Source organism: Candidatus Gullanella endobia, from assembly GCF_900048035.1.
GTDB lineage: Bacteria > Pseudomonadota > Gammaproteobacteria > Enterobacterales > Enterobacteriaceae > Gullanella > Gullanella endobia.
Genome location: NZ_LN999832.1, coordinates 370,111 through 393,217, shown reverse-complemented (window position 1 = coordinate 393,217; position 23,107 = coordinate 370,111). Strand labels below are relative to the sequence as shown.

At 30.4% G+C, this 23,107-nt stretch carries 13 protein-coding genes and 2 tRNA genes; 13 read left to right on the top strand and 2 right to left on the bottom strand.

Going from position 1 to position 23,107, the window contains the following annotated elements:
• Positions 1-840 precede the first annotated feature (840 nt).
• A complete protein-coding gene (gene mutS / locus FVIR_RS01035; protein WP_067497814.1) occupies positions 841-3,420 on the bottom strand; it encodes a DNA mismatch repair protein MutS in 2,580 nt (859 codons plus the stop codon).
• A gap of 3,571 nt (positions 3,421-6,991) precedes the next feature.
• On the opposite strand from mutS, the gene recA reads away from it, so the two are divergent.
• The 11 genes from recA (at position 6,992) to rplS (ending at position 17,030) form a co-directional block, all read left to right on the top strand.
• Positions 6,992-8,059 (top strand): recombinase RecA, encoded by a 1,068-nt coding sequence (gene recA / locus FVIR_RS01030; RefSeq protein WP_067497811.1) that lies wholly within the window; start codon positions 6,992-6,994, stop codon positions 8,057-8,059.
• Between the two features lie 66 nt (positions 8,060-8,125).
• Positions 8,126-8,578, top strand: coding sequence for a regulatory protein RecX (locus FVIR_RS01025; RefSeq protein WP_067497808.1), 453 nt, complete (start codon positions 8,126-8,128; stop codon positions 8,576-8,578).
• Positions 8,509-8,661 (top strand): hypothetical protein, encoded by a 153-nt coding sequence (locus FVIR_RS02780; RefSeq protein WP_408605363.1) that lies wholly within the window; start codon positions 8,509-8,511, stop codon positions 8,659-8,661. The genes FVIR_RS01025 and FVIR_RS02780 overlap by 70 nt, the downstream gene beginning before the upstream one ends.
• A gap of 70 nt (positions 8,662-8,731) precedes the next feature.
• Entirely contained in the window at positions 8,732-11,365 is a 2,634-nt protein-coding gene (gene alaS / locus FVIR_RS01020; protein ID WP_067497805.1) for an alanine--tRNA ligase, read from the top strand.
• Between the two features lie 449 nt (positions 11,366-11,814).
• Positions 11,815-11,907: transfer RNA gene (locus FVIR_RS01015), tRNA-Ser, on the top strand.
• 8 nt (positions 11,908-11,915) lie between these two features.
• Positions 11,916-11,989: transfer RNA gene (locus FVIR_RS01010), tRNA-Arg, on the top strand.
• 1,536 nt (positions 11,990-13,525) lie between these two features.
• A complete protein-coding gene (gene ffh, locus FVIR_RS01005; RefSeq protein ID WP_067497802.1) occupies positions 13,526-14,893 on the top strand; it encodes a signal recognition particle protein in 1,368 nt (455 codons plus the stop codon).
• Positions 14,894-14,997: 104 nt separating this feature from the next.
• Positions 14,998-15,246 (top strand): 30S ribosomal protein S16, encoded by a 249-nt coding sequence (gene rpsP / locus FVIR_RS01000; RefSeq protein WP_067497799.1) that lies wholly within the window; start codon positions 14,998-15,000, stop codon positions 15,244-15,246.
• 18 nt (positions 15,247-15,264) lie between these two features.
• Positions 15,265-15,813, top strand: a complete 549-nt coding sequence (rimM, locus tag FVIR_RS00995) for a ribosome maturation factor RimM (RefSeq protein ID WP_067497796.1) — start codon at positions 15,265-15,267, stop codon at positions 15,811-15,813.
• Positions 15,814-15,853: 40 nt separating this feature from the next.
• Positions 15,854-16,609: a tRNA (guanosine(37)-N1)-methyltransferase TrmD gene (gene trmD, locus FVIR_RS00990; RefSeq protein ID WP_067498634.1), complete on the top strand. Its 756-nt coding sequence runs from the start codon at positions 15,854-15,856 to the stop codon at positions 16,607-16,609.
• A gap of 64 nt (positions 16,610-16,673) precedes the next feature.
• Positions 16,674-17,030: a 50S ribosomal protein L19 gene (gene rplS / locus FVIR_RS00985; RefSeq protein WP_067497793.1), complete on the top strand. Its 357-nt coding sequence runs from the start codon at positions 16,674-16,676 to the stop codon at positions 17,028-17,030.
• A 965-nt stretch (positions 17,031-17,995) separates the two neighbouring features.
• On the opposite strand, the gene bamD is transcribed toward rplS, so the two are convergent.
• Positions 17,996-18,733, bottom strand: a complete 738-nt coding sequence (bamD, locus tag FVIR_RS00980; protein ID WP_067498631.1) for an outer membrane protein assembly factor BamD — start codon at positions 18,731-18,733, stop codon at positions 17,996-17,998.
• Positions 18,734-18,822: 89 nt separating this feature from the next.
• Here bamD and rluD point away from each other — a divergent pair, with 89 nt between their 5' ends.
• Positions 18,823-19,803, top strand: a complete 981-nt coding sequence (gene rluD / locus FVIR_RS00975) for a 23S rRNA pseudouridine(1911/1915/1917) synthase RluD (protein WP_067497790.1) — start codon at positions 18,823-18,825, stop codon at positions 19,801-19,803.
• 702 nt (positions 19,804-20,505) lie between these two features.
• On the top strand, positions 20,506-23,082 hold the full coding sequence (gene clpB / locus FVIR_RS00970; protein ID WP_067497788.1) for an ATP-dependent chaperone ClpB: 2,577 nt from the start codon (positions 20,506-20,508) through the stop codon (positions 23,080-23,082).
• Positions 23,083-23,107 lie beyond the last annotated feature (25 nt).

Genomic DNA, 23,107 nt, shown 5'->3' with positions numbered 1-23,107 from the left:
AATAAAAATTATTTCTTAATTCTTTATTAAAAGAATAATTAGCATATTACAATATGCTCTGTATTGAATAATTTTTCTAATTTTTTTAATTTTATAGTATCTTTCTAATTATAAAAAATTTTTTGCTATAAAAAGCAACTTTAATTGATATTACTAAGTTAAATCTAGAATAGCTATGTCTAATTAATACCAACTACTCATCACTTTAGTTAAAATAACCTTTTTAAGCAGTAAAATTTATACTAAAAAGATTTTTTATTTTTATATATTTATTTTCTAATAAATATATAAATAATTAAATGTATTATCATGAAAAAACTTATATTATTTGTCTACTAACATTGTAAAAGATCAATGATGCATATGTTATTTCATAAGCTGAGACTATAAAATATGTAAGATATTTTCGGATAGTTGATAGTCCTATAGAAAATTTAAGTTTTATACTATATTAAAGTAGTTTTTATATTCTATATATATAATCAATATAGATATCTTTCCGATGAAAATAGTAATTAGGAAGAGATTACTATGAAAAATAATGATATAAAGAACATCGCTTTACGACTAATTAATCTAAAATTTTATAAAAATACTTTTAATTTCTAAATTATAAAACAAAAATTATTAAGAAATATTAATCATGAAATCGATTTTATCTAAAAATATTTAAGTTAAATTTGAGTGTTAGAAAATCTTTTATGGTTCAATTATAAGGATCAGGATGATATATTGAGAATACATTTAATATTAATAAGCTTTAATAAGAGACTATGTCAGTCTTTTAGATATTACTTATAAAAGTATTATTACTAAATAACAAGTTTGTTACTGCTGTTTCTAATTTTTTTTTACTTTTCTGTATTTTATAGTATTTTTAAGACGGTAAAGCCACTCTAATGCTTGGCGTGGCGATAGATTGTCAGGATTTAATCTTTCTAACATAAGTAACACAGACTTCTCTTCTGATTTCAGAAACGAAAGTTGAAACCGATTTAAGCTATTTACCGTTTCGTCAATAGATGTCTTTTCTAACTCCCTGAGTTTCTGACGTGCGCGTTTAATAACTTCATGTGGCACTCCTGCTAATGCTGCTACTGATAAACCGTAACTCTTATTAGTAGCGCCATCCTGTAAATTGTACATAAAAGCGATAGTATTACCGCGTTTCACTGCATCTAAGTGGACATTAACTACACCTTCTATTTTTTCTGGTAAAGCGCTTAGTTCAAAGTAATGAGTAGAAAATAGAGTCATGGCTTTCATACGAGTTGCTAGATCCTCTGCACAAGCCCAAGCTAGTGATAAACCATCGCAGGTTGATGTACCTCGTCCGATTTCATCTATTAAAACAAGACTGTTTTGTGTAGCATTATGTAAAATATTAGCAGTTTCGATCATTTCTACCATAAAAGTAGAACGATCGGAAGTCAGATTATCAGCAGTTCCGATTCGAGTAAAAATATGGTCTATCGGACCGATAGCAGCTTCATCAGCTGGTACAAAACTACCGATATACGCTAGTATTACAATCAAAGCAGTTTGACGCATATAGGTACTTTTACCGCCCATATTTGGGCCTGTAATAATTAACATGTGTTGCGTCTTAGACAGTTTTAGTGGATTAGAAATAAAAGGTTTACTTGAAATGCGCTCTACGACAGGATGTCGACCACCAATAATGTGAATTCCTGAATGTGTGTTGATTGTTGGACATACATATCGCATTGTTTCTGCACGTTCAGCTAAATTACTTAGTACATCTAACTCTGCCAATGCAGCAGAACTATCTTGTAGCGCTGCTAAATATGGTAATATCAAATCAAAAAGTTCGTTATAAAGTATTTTTTCCAACGTAAGAGCTTTGTTTTTTGAGATCATTATTTTTTCTTCATGTTCTTTTAATTCGGTAATAATATAGCGTTCAGAATTTTTTAATGTTTGACATCGTATATAGTAACTTGGAGCCAAGTGGCTTTGGCTTCGGCGTAGCTGAATAAAATAACCATTTATGGCATTAAAACTGATTTTTAATGTCTCTAATCCTGTTTTCTTTCGCTCACGAAGTTCCAATCGATTAATATAATCGGTTTCCATTTTTACTAGATCGTGATATTTATCCAATTCAGAATTGTAGCCTGGAGCAATTACACCGCCTTCGCGTATCAGTATCGGAGGAACTTCGATGATAGCTCGTACTAACAAATCGCATAGTATCTCAAATTTACCAATCTTATTTAATAACTTAGTTAAATACCGATTCGATTGGCTGGAAAGAAGAATATGAATAGCAGGTAACTGTGTCAATGCATCACGTATTCGAGCTAGATCTCGAGGGCGAGCCGAACGCATTGCTATGCGTGCTAGTAAACGCTCTAGATCACCTACTTGACGCAATAATACTTGCAATTTCATTACTTGATTTTGTAATGAATAAATACTCTGCTGACGGTAGATAAGAATATTAATATCCCGGATAGGCATATGTAACCAACGTTTTAGCATACGACTTCCCATAGGTGTGACTGTGCGGTCTAAAACATCCGATAGCGTATTTTCACTACCCCCACTAAGATTTTGTGTTAATTCTAGACTTCGTCTCGTCGCAGAATTCATTAAAATGCTATCTTGTTGGCGTTCCATAGTAATAGCACGAATATGTGGCAATGATATGCGCTGAGTATCTTTAACATATTGTAGTAAACAGCCAGCAGCGCGTAGGGCAAAATGTGCCTCTTCAATACCAAAACCACTTAAATTATGAGTACCGAATTGTAAGGTGAGCTGTTGACGGGCTGTATTGAGTTCGAACTCCCACAAAGGTCTTCGGCGAAGTCCGCGACGATTCTCGATAAGAGTCATATCCTGAAATGTTTCAGGGTAAAGAAGTTCAACCGGATTAGTACGTTGTAATTCTGCGTCTATAGCTTCACGATCTATAGATTCGGAAATTATAAAACGACCTGATGTAATATCTAGCGTAGCGTAACCAAAACCTTTTGGTTCTTGCCAAATAGAAGCTAATAGATTATCCTGAAATTCATTAAGTAATCCTTCATCACTTAGAGTGCCTGGAGTAACAATACGAACTATACGACGTTCTATAGGACCGTTAACCTTAGTAGAATCGCCAGTTTGCTCACAGATAGCGACTGATTCTCCTAGAGCCATTAATTTAGCTAGATAATTTTCTACTACGTGATAGGGTATTCCGGCCATAGGAATCGGCTCGCCAGAGAAGATTCCCCGTTTAGTGAGAGAAATACCTATCAACTGAGATGCACGTTTAGCATCATCATAGAAAAGCTCATAAAAGTCTCCCATCCGATAAAAAAGTAACATATCTGGATGCTTTGCTTTTAATTTTAGATATTGTTGCATCATAGGAGTATGTAATTCTATATTTTTATTATCAATCATAAATATTTAAAAATAACCCGTTTAATTTTTTAAGTTTATTATTATATTTATAAATATCACAGTTTCTAATAAAGAAGCTATGTACTATTCCACTTAATACATTCATATAAATAAAAGAAAAATTATCTTTGTATGCAACTATACTAGCTTAGTAAAAATAAATGTATATTAAAAAATAAAATCTATATATTTAAACAAGTTATTTTCTTAGTTTTGATAGATAAGGATAGAAATAATAATAACTAATAGTATAATTAGAAAAGTTAAATATATTAGAGAAGATAAGAAAAAATAAAACTTCTCTGTAGAATAGAGATAATAATTTATCTAAATTAGTGATCATATTTAGATTAACGCGATTAGAATCACGATAAAAATAAATAATATTAGATTAATGATATAAACTATATCCAATTAGCAAAGTAACTGATAATACCACATCTTCAATATTAAGCACGTCTAAGTTTTATATTTTAAATAAAAAATATTTTCCTATGAAATAGTCAAGATTAAAATATAAATAATTTAAACATTTTATTATGTTTATTAATGATTAAATTATATAATAATATAACTAAGTATTTATCTTTTTTATAATTTCTAGACATAATATTTATTATGATGAATTTACACATATTCTTCTTTATTTACAAAAATTATATTTTTGATTTCTAATCGATAAGATTTGTCAACGATTTATTAATTAGCATTTTTACTAGTACGTTAGCTATTTATCGAAATAAATTCTAATATAAATTGACAGAAAAAATTAAGCATACAATGATCAATTTAATGATTTTCAATAGAAATATCTACTGCTTATTTAAGTAGTCTCTATAAGATATTAGTACTATTAAGACAAAAAATTTTATAATATATTAATTTTAAGTTTTAGATATAATCTTATTTAAGATACTGAAGATATTAGTGTAGTTAACTTTATAGGAATGGTATTAAATTTTTGATAAATCATATGAAGTTATAGTGAATAGTAGAATTAGTAATCCGTATTTTAGCTATTGACTTAATTAAATTGACATACAAAAATTTCATAGAAATATTTTTCTACGATTAATGAATTAAACAAAATCAATAGTTTATGAATATTACGCATATTGTTTATTTATTTAATTATTCTATTTTGCATTCTCTCTTTTTCATAATTAATAAAATTAATGCAAGGACTATAGTAGTATAAACAGTTTTATTTAAAATAAAAAGATATTATGAATTTTTCGATAAAATAAATAATAATTATATTGGAATTAAAATTATCGATAATAATAATTTTTCTATAATTTTTTAAAATTTTAAAAGTTTGTTTTTTAGAAAAAATAAAAAATAATAATTATTAAATTATCATTAATATAATAATATCTCTTTATAAGACCTATTTTTAAGTGGTAGAGTATATTACTCTAAAACGATTTCATTACTAATTCAAAAAAATGAGTTATAAATCGCTAAATGTTTAGAAAATATATCTTCGATTACTAATAACTTTGTAATTTACTAAAAAACGTGATATTTTATGGTTTTTTACTTAATAGATAGAAATAGATATCCGTTAAAGTAACTTAACGTAGTTACTAATATTTTTTATCTGTACTATGTTAGATATCATATAAATGATATATCATTTAAAATTAATATAGAAATTATTGTTGCTAAATAGTTTGATAAGGAGCAACTATCTAATTTATTAGAATTTACTTTATTTTAAGATAAGATATAGAGATAATTTATTTAAATTAGTATTTATTTTTATCTATTTTAGCGACGAGAGGTTTTTAGATAATTTTTAAGTCATTACAAGAATGAATACTTAAAGAAAATTTAATAAGAACTTCTAAAAAACCTCAATAAACAATAAAAAGAATTAATACTCAATGTACTATAGAAAATAAAAAACTCTGCTAGAGAAGATTATTTATAGATAATCAAGATATAAAATTGGTAATGTTTTTCATAAATTATAAGTCATAAAAATAGAATAATTAGTGACAAACTCTAAAGTTAGAGATTACTAATAAATGATAGGAACGCTAGCAGTAATAGAAAGTTTTACTAGGCTAAAATATGAGTTTTTATTAAATTCATTTTATCTATAGTAACACTACTATAACTTCCTTAAAAAAATCAAGAAATAACATTTTTTATTGAAATAGTACTAAGAAATAGTTTATATATACTGTTAGTTCTAATTTTATTCATAGTTTTTTTAAAATCGCTTTTCAGGAGAAATTTTTTAAACAATAGAATACTTTAAAGCTCATTAAAGTGTTTAAAAAAATTTAACTTTATCATTTTTTTTTAAAAATATAAGATATAGTTAATTATAATTAAATTAACTGATTTTTAACAAAATATTAGTTAATATTTTGTTATTACGCTTGATGTCAACCTGTAAAGAATTTTTAGCTTTTTATTCTCATATCGAAAATTTTTAATTATAATTATTAGATATTAAACATTATTCTAAAATTAATCTAATTTTAGATAGATTATATTTTATATATTACTTCAATGTAATGTTACTATAATTAATTATTATATTATAATACTCATTGTCTTTTTTTTAATAAAAACATCTAAAAATTTTTATTACATTCAGATTAATTATAGATAAATCCTAAAATTGCTATTAATTTTATTTGTGTTTTAATTAAAATGAGAGCATTAAATAGCAATGATAAAATTATTTATATATTTATATTACTATTCCTAATAGATATATAAAATAGAACGTCATTTTTAGTGTTTAAAATATAAAATTTTTTATTTTTATGGATATAAATTTTATATAATTCATTAATTTAATATTTTTAAATAAAAAGTAATAATCCTTATAATAAGATTATTATATCTCCTTTAGTAATATCTATTTTTAATAATATCTATTGCATCTATTGAAATAGCATTATTTCCTTATATATTATCATATAAATTAATTTAAAATTAAAATATCAATAACTGATGAAACACATTATATATACCTATCGCGAAATTAAACGTACTTTTTAATAAAGCATAATATATTTATTACCTTTAATGAGTTATGCACTATTAGTTAGTTTTATAAGATTACTAGCGTTTTTATCAATAGTTAGCTGCTTCTATACAGTTTAATTACATACAGAAATTAGGCAAAAATAAATTTGCTTAGCATACTAAACTTTAAAATACTAAGGAGAGGGAGATATAGCACAGTGAAAGAAATTAAGTTTTACTGAAGATTATCTCTAGTATATGCTATATCTAAAAACTATAAGGTGATAATAAGTATTATCGCCGCTCACAGTAATAGCATAATAAAAACTTATTGGTATATTCTAGTTAGATTTCTCTATTGTAGGTAAAGAAGAATCTTTTCAACTTATGTATTCGATAATAATAAGAAGGTAGAACATCGTTAGATTTTACATTTTCTCTAACATACTGCTTATTATATTGCTCAAAAAATTTACTTGATACTGTATAACCATACACTATACTTAATACTAAGTATTGCTAGTATACATAGTTGATGTAGAAAGTTAATAGTGTCGCTCCTTGGTTAATAAGAATTGAAATGACTATTGATGAGAATAAACAAAAAGCGTTAGCAGTAGCACTAGATCAGATTGAAAAACAATTTGGTAGAGGCTCAATAATGCGTCTTGGTCAAGATCGATCTATGGATATTGAAACAATCTCTACAGGTTCTTTGACTCTAGATATCGCGTTAGGCACAGGTGGGTTACCTATGGGTCGTATCGTTGAAATATATGGCCCAGAATCATCTGGCAAAACAACCTTAACTCTTCAAGTTATCGCTGCAGCTCAGCGAGAAGGTAAGATCTGCGCCTTTATAGATGCAGAACACGCCTTGGATCCTCTTTATGCAAAAAAGCTTGGTGTAGATATTGATAATCTACTATGTTCTCAACCAGATACTGGTGAGCAGGCATTAGAAATCTGTGATGTTCTAACCCGCTCTGGCGCAGTAGATGTCATAATTGTCGATTCTGTAGCGGCACTAACACCTAAAGCAGAAATCGAGGGTGAAATTGGTGATTCCCATATGGGGTTAACTGCTCGTATGATGAGTCAAGCGATGCGAAAATTAGCGGGTAATTTAAAAAATGCCAATACACTTTTGATCTTTATTAATCAGATTCGTATGAAGATTGGTATTATATTCGGTAACCCAGAAACTACTACTGGTGGTAATGCCCTTAAATTTTACGCATCAGTTCGTCTAGATATTCGTCGTATTGGTTCAATAAAAGCAGGGGATGTAGTGGTAGGTAGCGAAACCCGAGTTAAAGTTGTGAAGAACAAAGTTGCCGTACCCTTTAAACAAGCTGAATTTCAGATTATGTATGGTGAAGGTATTAATATTTTCGGTGAATTAGTTGATTTAGGTGTTAAACATAAAATAATTGAAAAAGCTGGTACCTGGTACAGCTATAATAGCGAGAAAATCGGTCAGGGAAAAGCTAACGTTTGTAATTTCATAAAATCTCGTCCCAATCTAGCAGATGAGATAAATAAAAAACTACGTAATATGTTATTACATGATAATAGTAATAGTGGAGATAATAGCTATTTAATCAACGACGTAGAAAGTGAAAATGAAGATTATAATAAAGAGTAGTAATAAAAGTTTTTGATTAACTAACGGTGAATAAAACATACATAACTGCAATTTGAGGTTTCTGAGATGGTAGTTTCTCTTTTTGTTTTAACTTTACAGTTTCTATTTCGCCGAAATTATACTGAAGCTGAGTTGCGACGTAAGCTAATAGTATCACTGATTAGATACTATCGTTTTCGAAAATGGCCTAATATACAACCCGTTCAATTTCTATATCAACAGGCAAAGATTAATCAAGTAATCGATTATTGTTGCAAACATCACTGGCTTGATAATAGTTGTTTTGCTAAACACTATGCAAACTGGCGTAGTGAAAAAGGTTATAGCGAACAGCGCATCCGTATAGAACTTTTTCGAAAAGGCATTAGTAGGGATAATATTGATGCAGCCTTTGCTAAATTAGCTGTCGATCGTACAGCTGCTGTAGCTAAAAGAAGTTTGGTCAACCCTTGTCGAATTTACCGCAGATTAAAAACAAATTACAACGTTATCTTCTCTATCGCGGTTTTCCTTCGATGAAATTAATTCTATTTTTAGAATTTGTAATGGATAGTATAAATAAACTTGTTTTATTCTTATTTTATAATCCTAAATATTACTAGATCTGTTTTGTAACTTTATTGTTCTATTTTTGTATTTGATATTTGATATTTTTATGATTTATGGATAACTATGAGCAAGAGTACCACTGAAATCCGTCAGGCGTTTTTAGATTTTTTTTATAGTAAAGGACATCAGATAATATCGAGCAGTTCGCTAGTACCCGAAAATGATCCAACATTACTTTTTACCAATGCTGGTATGAACCAGTTTAAGGATGTATTCTTAGGTCTAGATAATCGTTCTTATCGACGCGCTACAACGTCACAGCGCTGTGTGCGTGTTGGCGGCAAGCATAATGATTTAGAAAATGTTGGTTATACGACGCGTCATCATACTTTTTTTGAAATGCTAGGAAATTTTAGCTTCGGAGATTATTTTAAACATGAGGCTATTTTATTCGCATGGGAACTCTTAACTGAAAAAAAGTGGTTTAATTTGCCTAAAGATAAACTTTGGGTCACAGTATATGCCACCGATGATGAAACCTATGATATCTGGGCTAAAGAAGTGGGACTTCCCATCAAGCAAATTATCCGTATTGGTGATAATAAAGGTAGTACTTATGCCTCCGATAATTTCTGGCAAATGGGTAATACTGGTCCCTGTGGCCCTTGTTCAGAAATTTTCTATGATCATGGTGAACATATTTGGGGTGGTCCGCCAGGAAGTTTAGAAGAAAATGGTGATCGCTATACTGAGATCTGGAACTTGGTTTTTATACAGTTTAATCGCCAAGCCGACGGTAATTTGCTGGTATTACCGAAACCATCAGTAGATACTGGTATGGGTCTGGAACGTATTGCGGCAATATTACAACATGTTCATTCAAACTATGATATCGACCTGTTTAAAACACTTATCTCCGCTGTAGAAGAAGTCACGGGCAGTAAGTATCCTAACAGTAAATCGCTTAGGGTTATTGCTGATCATATACGTTCATGTGCCTTTTTAATCAGCGATGGTGTCATTCCATCTAAAGAGGGTAGGGGATATATTTTACGACGTATTATTCGTCGAGCAATTCGTCATGGTAACATGTTAGGTGCTAGCGACACCTTTTTCTATAAACTTGTCTCACCACTTATAATAAACATGACAGGCAGTAACGAAAACCATATAAAATCGCAACAAACGATGATAGAACAAGTACTACGTAATGAAGAAGAGCAGTTTGCACGTACTTTGAAACGTGGTTTGATGTTACTAGATAATGAACTAGCTAAACTGACTAACGATACACTCGATGGTGAAATTGCCTTCCGTCTTTACGATACTTACGGTTTTCCACTAGATTTAACTGCTGATATCTGTCGCGAACGTAATCTACATGTTGATAAATCTGGTTTTAATCTCGAAATGGAAGCACAACGAAAACGAGCCCGTACATCAAGCGGTTTTAGCATTAACTATAATAATTTGTTGTCTGTAAATAAAACTACTCGTTTTTTTGGTTATGAATATCTTGAACATCAGGGATGTATAACTGCATTATTTCGCGATGGACAGCCGGTAGATACTATCTTTCAAGGAGAAGAAGCTGTAGTTGTACTCGATGAAACACCGTTTTATGGTGAATCGGGTGGTCAAGTAGGTGATAAAGGTATATTAAAAGCGGCTTCTATGATATTTAAGGTAGCAGACACACAGAAATACGGTAAAATTTTTTTTCATCATGGAAAGCTCAGTTACGGTGTACTACAGTTGGGTATGAAGGTTATTGCACAGGTAGATAGTGTACGCCGTAAACGGATTTGTCTAAATCATTCTGCTATCCATTTATTACATGCAGCGTTACTTCAGATTCTTAGCAAGCATATAGAACAAAAAGGATCGCTAGTTAATGATCACCATCTGCGTTTTGATTTCTCCTATAATAAAGATATAAAACTAGAACAAATTCATTGGATAGAAAAACTTGTTAATGAGCAAATCCGGCGAAATTTGCCTATTAAAACCGATATTCTAAAACTAGAAGATGCTCGTAAAAAAGGTGTTGTAAAGTTATTTAACGAGAAATATGATTCGCATGTTAGGATATTAAGCATAGGAGATTTTTCTACTGAATTATGCGGAGGAACTCACACTAGCCGTACTGGTGATATCGGTCTTTTTCATATTATTTCTGAATTCAGCACTGCCGCTGGTATTCGCCGTATTGAAGCACTAACCGCTGAAGAAGCATTAGAATCACTACACCAGAAAAACGATATAGTAAAGTATATAGCTAAGTTAGTAAAAGGAGATAGTCAAACGCTAATAGATAAAATACGAGTTATGCAAGAACGTTATCAACAGCTAAAAAAGGATCTTAAACAGTTAAAAAATCAACAAGCAATACAAAAAAGTACTTTTCTTAGCAGTAAAGTACGTGATATTAACGGTGTTCAAGTTCTAGTTAGCCAACTTAATAGCTCTGAACCAGAAATACTACGTACCATAGTAGATAATTTAAAAAATCAGTTGGAATCTGCAGTTATTATTCTTGCTTCAGTATTAAATGGAAAAATTAATTTGATAGCTGGCGTAACTAAAGATTTAATAAATCTAGTCAAAGCAAATGATATTATTGCTTATCTTGTAAAACAAGTAAACGGAAAAGGTGGTGGACATCCCGAAATGGCGCAAGCTAATGGCAAAAATATTTCTGCTTTACCAGCTGCGTTGTCAAGTATAGATGCGATATTAGTTGAAAAATTCAAATAGAGTCATTTATAATATAAATGACTCTATAATTTCTATTAAATTAAAGTATTTAGAATATTTTAATGTGAATCCTTTCGTTAAAAAGTTATTATTACTATTTTAAATATACAAAGCAATTAAGTTTATATCAGTAAAATATATTAAAGCTGAGAAGTTATAATAGATTTCTTATCAATCTTTTTACTTTTTATCACTTTATTCCATGTAAGGTATATTCCGTTTGTAAATTTCGTTATTATTACCTTTTTATTAGTACCTTCATGGTTTTGTTTTTATTTTTTAAAGTTTGAAGAGATTAATGATCTATTGCTATTTAGTTACTTTTCTATAATAAGTCGCATAGGAATTAAGTAATTAATTCTTGAGAAAAATAGTTTGACTTATCAAGTCAATAGCATAATATATATGCTGTTTAAAATTTTTATAAGTTTTTCAAAAAATGGCGGATAGGTGAGGTGGCCGAGAGGCTGAAGGCGCTCCCCTGCTAAGGGAGTATATAGCCAAAAGCTGTATCGAGGGTTCGAATCCCTCTCTCACCGCCATTTGCATTGCATCCGTAGCTCAGCTGGATAGAGTACTCGGCTACGAACCGAGCGGTCGGAGGTTCGAATCCTCTCGGATGCGTCATTTTCGCTGCATTGTTTCTTTTGTTTTTTATTGTTTTATTTTTTATATTGAAGACTAATTTTACTGTGAAGTAATCAAAAGAAAATAATTTCTGAAAAAATAAGCATTCTCTTTAGTTAGATAAAGACTTCTTTGCTATATTATCTTAAAAATAAACATTTAATTTATTATTTAAATAAATAATTATAAACAATTAGTGATAAGAGTTAATCTGTAAAATAAATAGCATATTGCTAATATATTATGGAATAATTATTTTTGTTTTTGAATAAATTTATATATAATAATATTAACATATGTTTATTTTAGCTAATGACTACTATAAAAATTCTGTATATTGAATTATCATAGATATTATAACTAAATATAATTAGTTATAATATCTATGATCCTAGTCATAATTACATAAAATATTAAACAATAAACTGTTTGAGTTTTAAATAATTTTAGCAGATTAAGTAATCAATGAAAAAATCGTATCAACTATAATTAATTTAACATTTTTATTAATAGGCATATTAATAAAATGAGTGTTTATTATTTTTATAAACGATAGGATGATGTTTTACATCCAAAAACAATAATTTTTAAAAATAAGACAGAACTATTCTATTTTTCCATTTATCATGGTATATATTTTTATGAATATAGCTTTATCGATTTAACCTTAAAAATTAAAGATTTTAAAAATAGATATCATATCTTTGGATATTTATTTTCTTGTTTTATGTATAAGGGTTTGAATACAAAAGATAGTTAAGATAATAGATACTTCCTAAGTAGGATATCTAACTAGTTTATATATTAGCCTTATTATATACTAGATTAAAGAGAACACAGTTGATACTGTAAAATCAGTGATACAGATATATTAAAAGTGAAATTTTAAACAGATCTTAAAGTTAAATCAGTACTAGTGTAGCACAAATGAAAAATTAAATGCATTTCATATAGTTATTATAAATAATAATACTAGAGAATTATTTTTAATAAAAAACTTAGTAATTTCTATGCATTAAAGTAACGTTTCAATTAAAAGAACAAATAATATGTTCATTAAATTTATATTAAAATTAGTATTCCCTATCGGTATTATTTTATTTAAGCTGTTATAGATTATTAAATCCAGATAGAAATAACTTGGTATTATTAATAATAATTCTAAACACGCTTAAATACCTATCTAATAGATAGATTAATCTAATCCTGTAATAAACTTAGTGCTAATTCACCTGATATAAAACATTTTCATTAATATTATATTAATCATATTAATAACCTAAAATAGGAAATCAGTGACAATAATCAGTAATAATTATTCACTATTGCCATTTTGGCTTTATCTAGATAGTAAAGATAATTTAAGATCTTACGTTAAATAAGTTTAATTTTTTATCTTAAAACTAAAAATAGAAGTCTAAGAGATAATAATATTATTAAGTATTAAGAGATGAGTAATATTAGTATTCTTAATGATATACTACTATTAGTAATATCGTTCAAACTATATAAACTCTATGTTAAATAAAAACTATGTTTGAAAATTTATCTAATCGATTATCGCATGTATTACGCAATATTAACGGCAGAGGTAGACTTTCTGAAGACAATATTAAAGATACCCTTCGTGAAATTCGTATGACGCTATTAGAAGCAGATGTAGCGCTACCTGTGGTGCGAGATTTTATTAATCGGGTTAAAGAAAGTGCTATAGGGAAAAAAGTCAATAAAAACTTAACACCAGGACAGCAATTCATCAAGATCTTGCGCACCGAACTAGTAAATGCTATGGGTAACGAAAACAATACCTTAAATCTATCAACACAACCACCTGCAGTCGTAATGATGGTTGGTTTGCCAGGTGTTGGTAAAACTACTAGCATTAGTAAACTCGGAAGATATTTGCAAGAGAAACAGAAAAAAAAAGTACTAGTAGTATCTACCGATATCTATCGTTTAGCGGCGATTAAACAATTAGAAACATTAGCTAAAACTATCAGTATTGATTTCTTTCCATCTAATGTTAATCAAAAGCCTCTTGATATCGTTAATCAGGCCTTAAATCAAGCAAAACGAAAGTTTTACGATGTACTTCTAGTAGATACCGCTGGTTTTTTTCACTTAGATAAAAGAATGATGTCTGAAATTATTGCTATCTACGGTATTATTACACCAGTAGAGACTTTATTTGTCATTGACGCGATGACTGGACAAGATGCTGCTAATATTGCTAAAGTATTTAATCAGGCGCTTCCGTTAACAGGGATTATCCTAACTAAAGTAGATAGTGATACACGTGGTGGTGCAGCGTTTTCTATTAGATATTTAACTGGTAAACCGATTAAATTTATTGGTATTGGTGAAAAAACAGATGCACTGGAACCATTTTATCCCGATCGCATAGCCGGACATATACTTGGTATGGGTGATATTTTATCGCTTATCGAAGATATTGAAAGCAAAATTGATCGCAATAAAGCAGAAAAACTAGCTATCAAATTAAAAAAAGGTGATAACTTTGAACTCACCGATTTCCTCGATCAACTTAAGCAAATTCGTAGTATCGGCGGTATGGTTAGTATGATAAGTAAGTTGCCAAAAATTAATCAATTATCAGATAATTTCAAATTACAGATGGATAATAAAGTGCTAATACGCATGGAAGCAATTATCAATTCTATGACTCTTAAAGAACGTATTAGACCAGAGATTATTAAAGGTTCACACAAGCGTCGAATTGCTGCTGGTTCGGGCGTAAAGGTTCAGGATGTTAACCAATTACTAAAACAATTCAACGATATGCGGCAAACAATGAAAAAGATAAAGAAAATTAAAAATAGCGACATAACAAAAATAATACAGAAAAAGAACAGGATATCATCTACCTTTTCCAATCGTTAATTATTGATTGCTTTTTATTTTAAAAAAAGTAGAATACGAAATCTTTTATAAGATAAGCCTGCTTATTTTATAAATATAGCTGGTTTTTAACTAAAGAGGACATTATGGTAATAATTCGTTTGACACGAGGTGGCGCTAAAAAACGTCCATTTTATCAAATTGTCGTAAGCGATAGCCACAATCCACGAGATGGTCGCTTTGTTGAACGAATTGGTTTTTTTAATCCAATTTCACGTAGTAAAACTAAAGATCTATATTTAGATTTAGATCGTGTTAAATATTGGGTTAATCAGGGTGCAAAAGTTTCAAAACGAGTTTTAATGCTAATTAAAGACGCAAAAAAAGAAACCTAATACCTTGCTGTTTCTTAAATGAGTAAAAAATTCCGTATTACAACACCTTTTGATCCAGTTGTTTTAGGAAAGCTAGGCTCAACATATGGTATTCACGGTTGGCTTAGAGTGTTTTCCTATACTGAAGAAGCCGAGAGTATTTTTCATTATCAACCTTGGTTCATTAAAAGGGTAAATGAATGGCAAATGATTAGCCTAGAAAGTTGGAAACGCCATAATCGAAATTTAATTATAAAAATTATGGATATCGAAGATCGAGAATTAGCTATGTTTCTGACTAATAACGAGATTTTTATTGATTCTTCGCAATTATTGAATCTTGAAAATGGTGAATATTATTGGAAAGATCTTATTGGATGTCGAGTTTTTACTACTCTTGGATACCATCTTGGCACAGTCATTAACTTGATAGAAACTGGTTCAAACGATGTTTTAGTTGTAAAAGCTAATTTAAAAGATGCTTTTGGTATTAAAGAACGATTAGTTCCATTCCTCAATGGACAGGTAATTAAGAATGTTGATCTCGCGACTCGCATCATTAAAGTTGAATGGAATCCGCGTTTTTAATTTTTAATACTTAAGATAATATAGTATAAGTAACAGTATGATGTGGATTGGTGTTATTAGTCTTTTTCCTAAAATGTTCTGTGCTATTACAGACTATGGGGTCACTGGTCGGGCAATAAAAAATGGTTTACTAAATGTGCAATGCTGGAGTCCACGTGACTTTGCCTGCGATAGGTATCGCACTGTTGATGATCGTCCTTATGGCGGTGGACCGGGTATGCTGATGATGGTGAAGCCTTTACGGGATGCGATTTATAAAGCAAAAAATCAGGCAGGTGAAGGAGCAAAGGTAATTTATCTTTCTCCTCAGGGTCGAAAGCTAAATACAAAAGGTGTAAGCGAGCTGGCCACTAATCGAAAGATGATTCTGGTATGCGGTCGTTATGAAGGTATTGATGAGCGCTTGATCACTACTGAGATTGATGAAGAATGGTCAATTGGTGATTACGTACTCAGTGGTGGTGAATTAGCAGCGATGACGCTGATTGATTCGGTATCTAGGTTTATTCCTGGTGTATTAGGACATGAAGCTTCAGCAGTACAGGATTCATTCGCTAAAGGGCTATTAGATTACCCTCATTATACTCGTCCTAAAGTGTTTTCCGGTATAGAAGTACCACCAGTTTTATTATCTGGAAATCACACTAAGATTCATCGATGGCGTTTAAAAGAATCTTTGGGCCGTACTTGGCTTAGAAGGCCTGCACTTCTAAAAACTCTAGTTCTTACTAAAGAACAAATAATGTTACTAACTGAGTTTCAGTTAGAATATCGAATAAAGCAATACGATGATTAAATGGATCAGTTTAATTATTTTTAAATCTAAACTATGAGTTTATCTATTGTAAATAGACTAAATTATGAACAATATTATCAAGCAAATTGAACAAAAACAAATAAAGCAAAATATACCTTCTTTCCGTCCAGGCGATTCACTAGAAATTAAAATATGGGTTATTGAAGGTAGTAAAAAACGTCTTCAAAGTTTTGAAGGTGTAGTTATTGCTATTCGTAACCGTGGTTTACATTCTACCTTTACTGTACGGAAGATCTCAAATGGCGAAGGTGTTGAACGTGTATTCCAGATACATTCACCGGTTATTGATAGCATTATCGTGAAACGCCATGGATTTGTACGTCAAGCTAAACTATATTATCTACGTAAACGCACAGGTAAATCAGCGCGTATCAAAGAACGTCTTTTAAAGGTAAAGTAATACTTTTATCTAAAAAGCAATAATCTAAAGTAGATTCCAATATGAAATAGAAAATTTTTGTTTTAATTTCTTTTTCTCTATCGACTATGACTATAGTTTTAATAGTTATATAAAAAATAAAGTCTTATATTAGCAAAAATACTAATTCACTATGTTACTATAGTGCAATATTAACTCCTATAATACAGGTAGGAAATAGGTTATATTTTATTTATTGGTTATTATATTAATTTTAATACTCTGATAATGGTTTAGATTTAAAGTAGTACCCTAGATTTAGTTATGAATAAAATCTACCTTTAAGTAAGTTAATTTAGTCACTATAGACTATCTACATAGTAACCTTACTTGCAAATCTCATTTGTAATAGCCTCCTTAATTTAAGGCTATTTAGCTTTTATTTTTTCAAGTATTATATTAAATTTATCCATTTCTTTTAAATTACTAAAAATTTTATAGAACGATGAAGATTATTTGTAGTTCTAATACACTTAAGCTAACACTATATAGTTAGCTTTTAGCGTTTAAAGGATACTAAAATAGTAGTATTATTTCAGAGAAAATATCAAGGAATATATCAAAAATACATTATTATTTGTGATATATATCGATTTTGAAAGAACATATCAGACAACTAAATTTAAAAAAATAATCTATACTATTAGATATAGTTAAAATATCATAAAGTTGATATATAAGGAATATTATTATTCTAATAATTAGAATATTATCATCTCTAGTGATATGCTATGCCTATAGATAGGGTATATTTAAATAATATCTATTTCTTTTTTATAAATATTTATTATAATACAGTTATTTATTAACTTACTTTAAATACAGCTAAATTTGATATTGTTGTATAACATAAATTATTGAAAAGTTCTTACAAGAAGTAATTTTTATAAGTAAAAAATAATACTTACATATATATAAAAGATAAAAAATTGATACTCATAATATATTTAACGAAATATTAGCTTAGATTTATTTTTTATTTTTTCTGTTTTATCTATTTGGTTGTTTAACTGTAATTCTCGATAAGCTTTTTCCATATAGGGAAGTGCTTGTTGTGTTGCTTTTATATCTGGAAAGTCACGCAGCATTTTCTCTACACGATTAACTATTGCTACATAAGCATCGAGTTTATTATAGTACTTCACGATGCATAAATTGTGCTTGGCTAATCGTTCTTTAAGATAAACTAAATATTTGGTAACATCGATGTTATACTTGCTATCTGGATAGTCTCGAATTAACTGCGAAAAATCATTAAATGCTTCTCTGGAATACTCTAAGCTACGATCAGAACGGTCTATTCCAAAAAATTCCTGTAATTTATTTTCATCTAGCATCATATTAGTTAAACCTCGAACATAAAGAACATAATCGATGTTCTGATGAATCGGATTTAGACGAAGAAAACGATCAATAGAAACTTTTGCCATCGACAGATTAGCAGATTTATAATAAGCATAAATTAAGTCAAGCTGAACTTGTTGCATATAGAAACCAGATAAATAAAGATTTTCCAATTCTTCTAGATCTTTAATTGCGCTCGTATAATTACCATTCTGCAATTTTTTCTGAGCAGAAGCGTAGATTTCAGAAGGAAAATAATTATCAGGAATAATACTTTTTTTATTAGTACAACCTGCTATAACTAAAAATAAACAAAGTATAACATATTCTAGATATCTCATATGCATTATAAAGTTATGCTTGTTATTGGAATATTCTTATCATTTTAAATAATATTTACGTAAAAACAAAACATTTAAAATATGTTAATATGACACAATATAAATACTTAATAGGAAGGATAAAAAAATCACAGCTCGGGCAGCGTTTAGATCAAGCTTTAGTAGAATTGTTTCCTGATTATTCACGATCTCGGATAAAAGTCTGGATTCTTAATGGCCTAGTAAGAATAAATAAACAGGTCAGAGTAGTTCCAAAAGGAAAAATATTTGGTGGTGAATCTGTTCAAATCAAAGTATTTATAGAAAAAACACCGTACTGGAAACCACAAGCTATATCACTGAATATCGTTTATGAAGATGAGTATATCCTCGTCATTAATAAGCCATGTAATATAGTAGTGCATCCTGGTGCTGGTAATTTCGATGGTACTATTTTGAATGCGCTTCTGCATTATTTTTCGCCTATTGCAAATGTTCCTCGTGCAGGAATAGTGCATCGTCTTGACAAAAACACGACTGGTCTGATGGTAGTAGCTAAAACTCTATCAGCGCAAACTTGTCTAGTGAAGTCGCTTCAAGCACGAGAAATTACTCGTGAATATGAAGCGATCGCTATTGGTAGCATAACTGCTTGTGGTACTATACAACAGGCAATCGCACGTCATGCCATTAAACGGACACATATGGCAGTATGCTCGATGGGTAAGCCAGCGGTAACCCATTATCGTGTAATAGAGAATTTTCGTAACCATACTCGTCTACGATTGCGTCTAGAAACTGGGCGAACACATCAGATCCGTGTACATATGGCACATATTAATCATCCACTGGTAGGTGATCCACTCTACGGCGGTTTTTCTAGATTACAAAATAAGACTTCTAATACCCTTAACAAAGTGTTATGTAATTTTAATCGCCAAGCGTTGCATGCCACCTTTCTACGTTTGCATCATCCAATTACTTTCATTGAAATGGAATGGAACGCACCACTACCGAAAGATATCATAGAGCTAATATCAGCATTAAAGGAAGATAAAAATTTATTTGGAGATACTAAGATTAGTATGTAAATCGACTAACTATAATAATTTTTTAAGTTATAAACTAAAAAATAATTTATTATTGCTTACTTTAATATTTGCTTAATACAGGCCTTTAGTAAATATTTCGATCTCGTAGCGAGAAATCGTTGTTAATTATCATTATTAATTTATCTAAAGTTAAAAACATTTTTTCTTTATACAGGCCTTTAGTAAATATTTCGATCTCGTAGCGAGAAATCGTTGTTAATTATCATTATTAATTTATCTAAAGTTAAAAACATTTTTTCTTTATACAGGCCTTTAGTAAATATTTCGATCTCGTAGCGAGAAATCGTTGTTAATTATCATTATTAATTTATCTAAAGTTAAAAACATTTTTTCTTTGCCTGATCGTAGTATAATTGAAGCCTTATCCTTAGAAGGATAAGGCGATATCTTACCAAGCTTTAAATGAACTACAGTGTTTATAACTTTAAATAGTTAGTTTACCCTATGTTATAGCAGGAATGATAGGGTGAAGAAAAAGACTCTATGTTTTTTCTTTTATTAAAAAATAATTATCACTTAGTATATAAAACTTATATTTTATAACATTATCGCTTTTCAAGCCTATCTAAGATGTATGGAAGAGTGATTACTTTTTAAGTTATTAACAATAATGTTCTTGAATTTTAAATAAACGACCTTATTTCTACTTTTAATAGTAATTTTATTAAAATTGGAGAAGTTATGCATCTGGATCGTTTTACTAATAAATTCCAGCTTGCCCTTGTTGATGCTCAGTCTTTAGCTCTTAGGCGAGATAATCAATTTATCGAACCATTACATGTGATGCTCGTCCTGTTAAAACAGGAAAGTAGTACCGTTCGTTCTCTGCTGCAATCTGTAGGGGTTAACATTATTTCATTTGTCAGTTCGATAGAACAAGCCTGTGAAAATTTGCCACAGGTAGAAGGTATTAGGGAAAATGAAGTACAGCCTTCTCAAAATTTAATACGAGTACTAAATTTATGTGACAAGTTAGCGAAAAAACGCGACGATAACTTTATTTCTTCTGAGCTCTTTGTTATTGCATCGCTTGAGTCGCGAGACACTTTATCAGACTTACTGAAGTCAGCAGGTGTTACAATAATATCTGTTACTCAGGCTATTGAACAAATTCGCGGAGGTAAGCAGATTAATGATCAAGGCGCAGAAGATCAGAGGTTAACATTAAAAAGATTTACTATTGATCTAACTGAGCGTGCTGAACAGGGTAAACTTGATCCAGTCATTGGGCGTGATGAAGAGATTCGTCGTACTATTCAGGTACTTCAGAGGCGCACTAAAAATAATCCTGTTCTCATTGGTGAACCAGGAGTTGGTAAGACTGCTATTGTTGAAGGATTAGCACAGCGTATTGTCAATTGTGAAGTACCAGAAGGTCTTAAGAATAATCGGGTATTATCGCTTGATATGGGTTCACTTGTAGCAGGTGCGAAGTACCGTGGTGAATTTGAAGAACGACTAAAAGGTGTTTTAAGCGATCTTTCTAAGCAAGAAGGTAATATTATCTTATTTATCGATGAACTACATATCATGGTAGGAGCTGGAAAGGTTGATGGTGCAATGGATGCTAGTAATATGCTAAAGCCTGCATTAGCCCGTGGTGAGCTACATTGTGTTGGCGCAACAACACTTGATGAATATTGCAAATTTATTGAAAAAGATGCTGCGCTAGAACGGCGATTCCAAAAAGTATTTATTACTGAGCCAAATGTAGAGGATACTATTGCTATTCTGCGTGGTTTGAAAGAACGTTATGAACTTCATCACCATGTACAAATTACTGATCCAGCCATTGTTTCTGCTGCAACATTATCACATCGGTATATTACTGATAGACAATTACCTGATAAAGCTATTGATCTTATTGATGAAGCTGCATCTAGTATTCGTATTCAGATGGATTCAAAACCAGAAGAGCTTGATCGGTTAGATCGCCGTATTATCCAATTAAAATTGGAACAACAAGCTCTAAAAAAAGAATCGGATGATGCTAGTATTAAACGATTAGCAGTCCTTAATGATGAACTTTCAAAAAAAGAACGCGATTACTTTGAACTTGAAGAAGAATGGAAAGCAGAAAAAGTCTCTTTGTTAGATACCCAACGCTTAAAGACAGAATTAGAACAAGCGAAGATTTCGATCGAAAAGGCAAGACGTGTCGGAGATCTTGCACGGATGTCAGAATTGCAATATGGGAAAATTCCTGAACTAGAAAAACAGCTAGCAGCGATCTCGCATACTGAAGGAAAAATTATGCGATTACTGCGTAATCGTGTAACCGATATTGAGATTGCTGAAATATTAGCTCGCTGGACAGGAATTCCTGTTTCTCGAATGCTAGAAAGTGAACGGGTAAAATTACTACGCATGGAGCAGGATTTACATCAGCGAATCATTGGACAAAATGAAGCAGTGGAAGCAGTTTCTAATGCTATCCGTCGAAGTCGTGCTGGCTTTTCAGATCCAAACAAACCTATTGGCTCTTTCATATTTCTTGGACCAACTGGGGTAGGTAAAACAGAGCTGTGTAAAGCACTAGCTGAATTCTTGTTCGATAGTCAACAAGCTATGGTGCGTATCGATATGTCTGAATTTATGGAAAAACATTCAGTATCTCGCTTAGTTGGTGCTCCTCCTGGATATGTTGGTTATGAAGCAGGAGGATATCTGACCGAAGCGGTGCGCCGCCGTCCTTATTCAGTTATCCTTCTAGATGAAATCGAAAAAGCACATTCCGATATTTTTAATATTCTATTACAATTACTAGATGATGGACGTTTAACTGATGGTCAGGGACGTACAGTAGATTTTTGTAATACCGTTGTTATCATGACATCGAATCTAGGATCGGATATTATTCAAGATCGTTTTACTCAGATTAAGTATCAGGAAATGAAAGATACTATATTTGATGTATTAAGAAATCGTTTCCGGCCTGAATTTATAAACCGTATAGATGAGATTGTTGTTTTCCATCCTTTAAAACTGGAACATATTACTAAGATTGCCAAAATTCAACTACAGCATCTATATCAGCGGTTAGAAGAGCGTGGTTATATTATGACTATAAGCGAAGAAGCTTTAGCACTATTAGGAAAATCTGGCTTTGATCCAATCTATGGTGCACGTCCTCTGAAACGTACTATTCAACAAGAAATCGAAAATCCATTATCACAAAAAATTTTATCTGGTCAATTTTTACCTGGTAAACCAATCAGATTGGATATACAAGGAAATCATATTATTGCTGTCCAGTAACCAATTTTATTGGTTAAAAAACTAT

What these genes read in the sequence shown, in the direction of transcription:
- mutS (WP_067497814.1), bottom strand. Translation starts at nt 3,420, where the DNA reads ATGATTGATAATAAAAATATAGAATTACATACTCCTATGATGCAACAA.
- recA (WP_067497811.1), top strand. Translation starts at nt 6,992, where the DNA reads ATGACTATTGATGAGAATAAACAAAAAGCGTTAGCAGTAGCACTAGAT.
- FVIR_RS01025 (WP_067497808.1), top strand. Translation starts at nt 8,126, where the DNA reads ATGGTAGTTTCTCTTTTTGTTTTAACTTTACAGTTTCTATTTCGCCGA.
- alaS (WP_067497805.1), top strand. Translation starts at nt 8,732, where the DNA reads ATGAGCAAGAGTACCACTGAAATCCGTCAGGCGTTTTTAGATTTTTTT.
- ffh (WP_067497802.1), top strand. Translation starts at nt 13,526, where the DNA reads ATGTTTGAAAATTTATCTAATCGATTATCGCATGTATTACGCAATATT.
- rpsP (WP_067497799.1), top strand. Translation starts at nt 14,998, where the DNA reads ATGGTAATAATTCGTTTGACACGAGGTGGCGCTAAAAAACGTCCATTT.
- rimM (WP_067497796.1), top strand. Translation starts at nt 15,265, where the DNA reads ATGAGTAAAAAATTCCGTATTACAACACCTTTTGATCCAGTTGTTTTA.
- trmD (WP_067498634.1), top strand. Translation starts at nt 15,854, where the DNA reads ATGTGGATTGGTGTTATTAGTCTTTTTCCTAAAATGTTCTGTGCTATT.
- rplS (WP_067497793.1), top strand. Translation starts at nt 16,674, where the DNA reads ATGAACAATATTATCAAGCAAATTGAACAAAAACAAATAAAGCAAAAT.
- bamD (WP_067498631.1), bottom strand. Translation starts at nt 18,733, where the DNA reads ATGAGATATCTAGAATATGTTATACTTTGTTTATTTTTAGTTATAGCA.
- rluD (WP_067497790.1), top strand. Translation starts at nt 18,823, where the DNA reads ATGACACAATATAAATACTTAATAGGAAGGATAAAAAAATCACAGCTC.
- clpB (WP_067497788.1), top strand. Translation starts at nt 20,506, where the DNA reads ATGCATCTGGATCGTTTTACTAATAAATTCCAGCTTGCCCTTGTTGAT.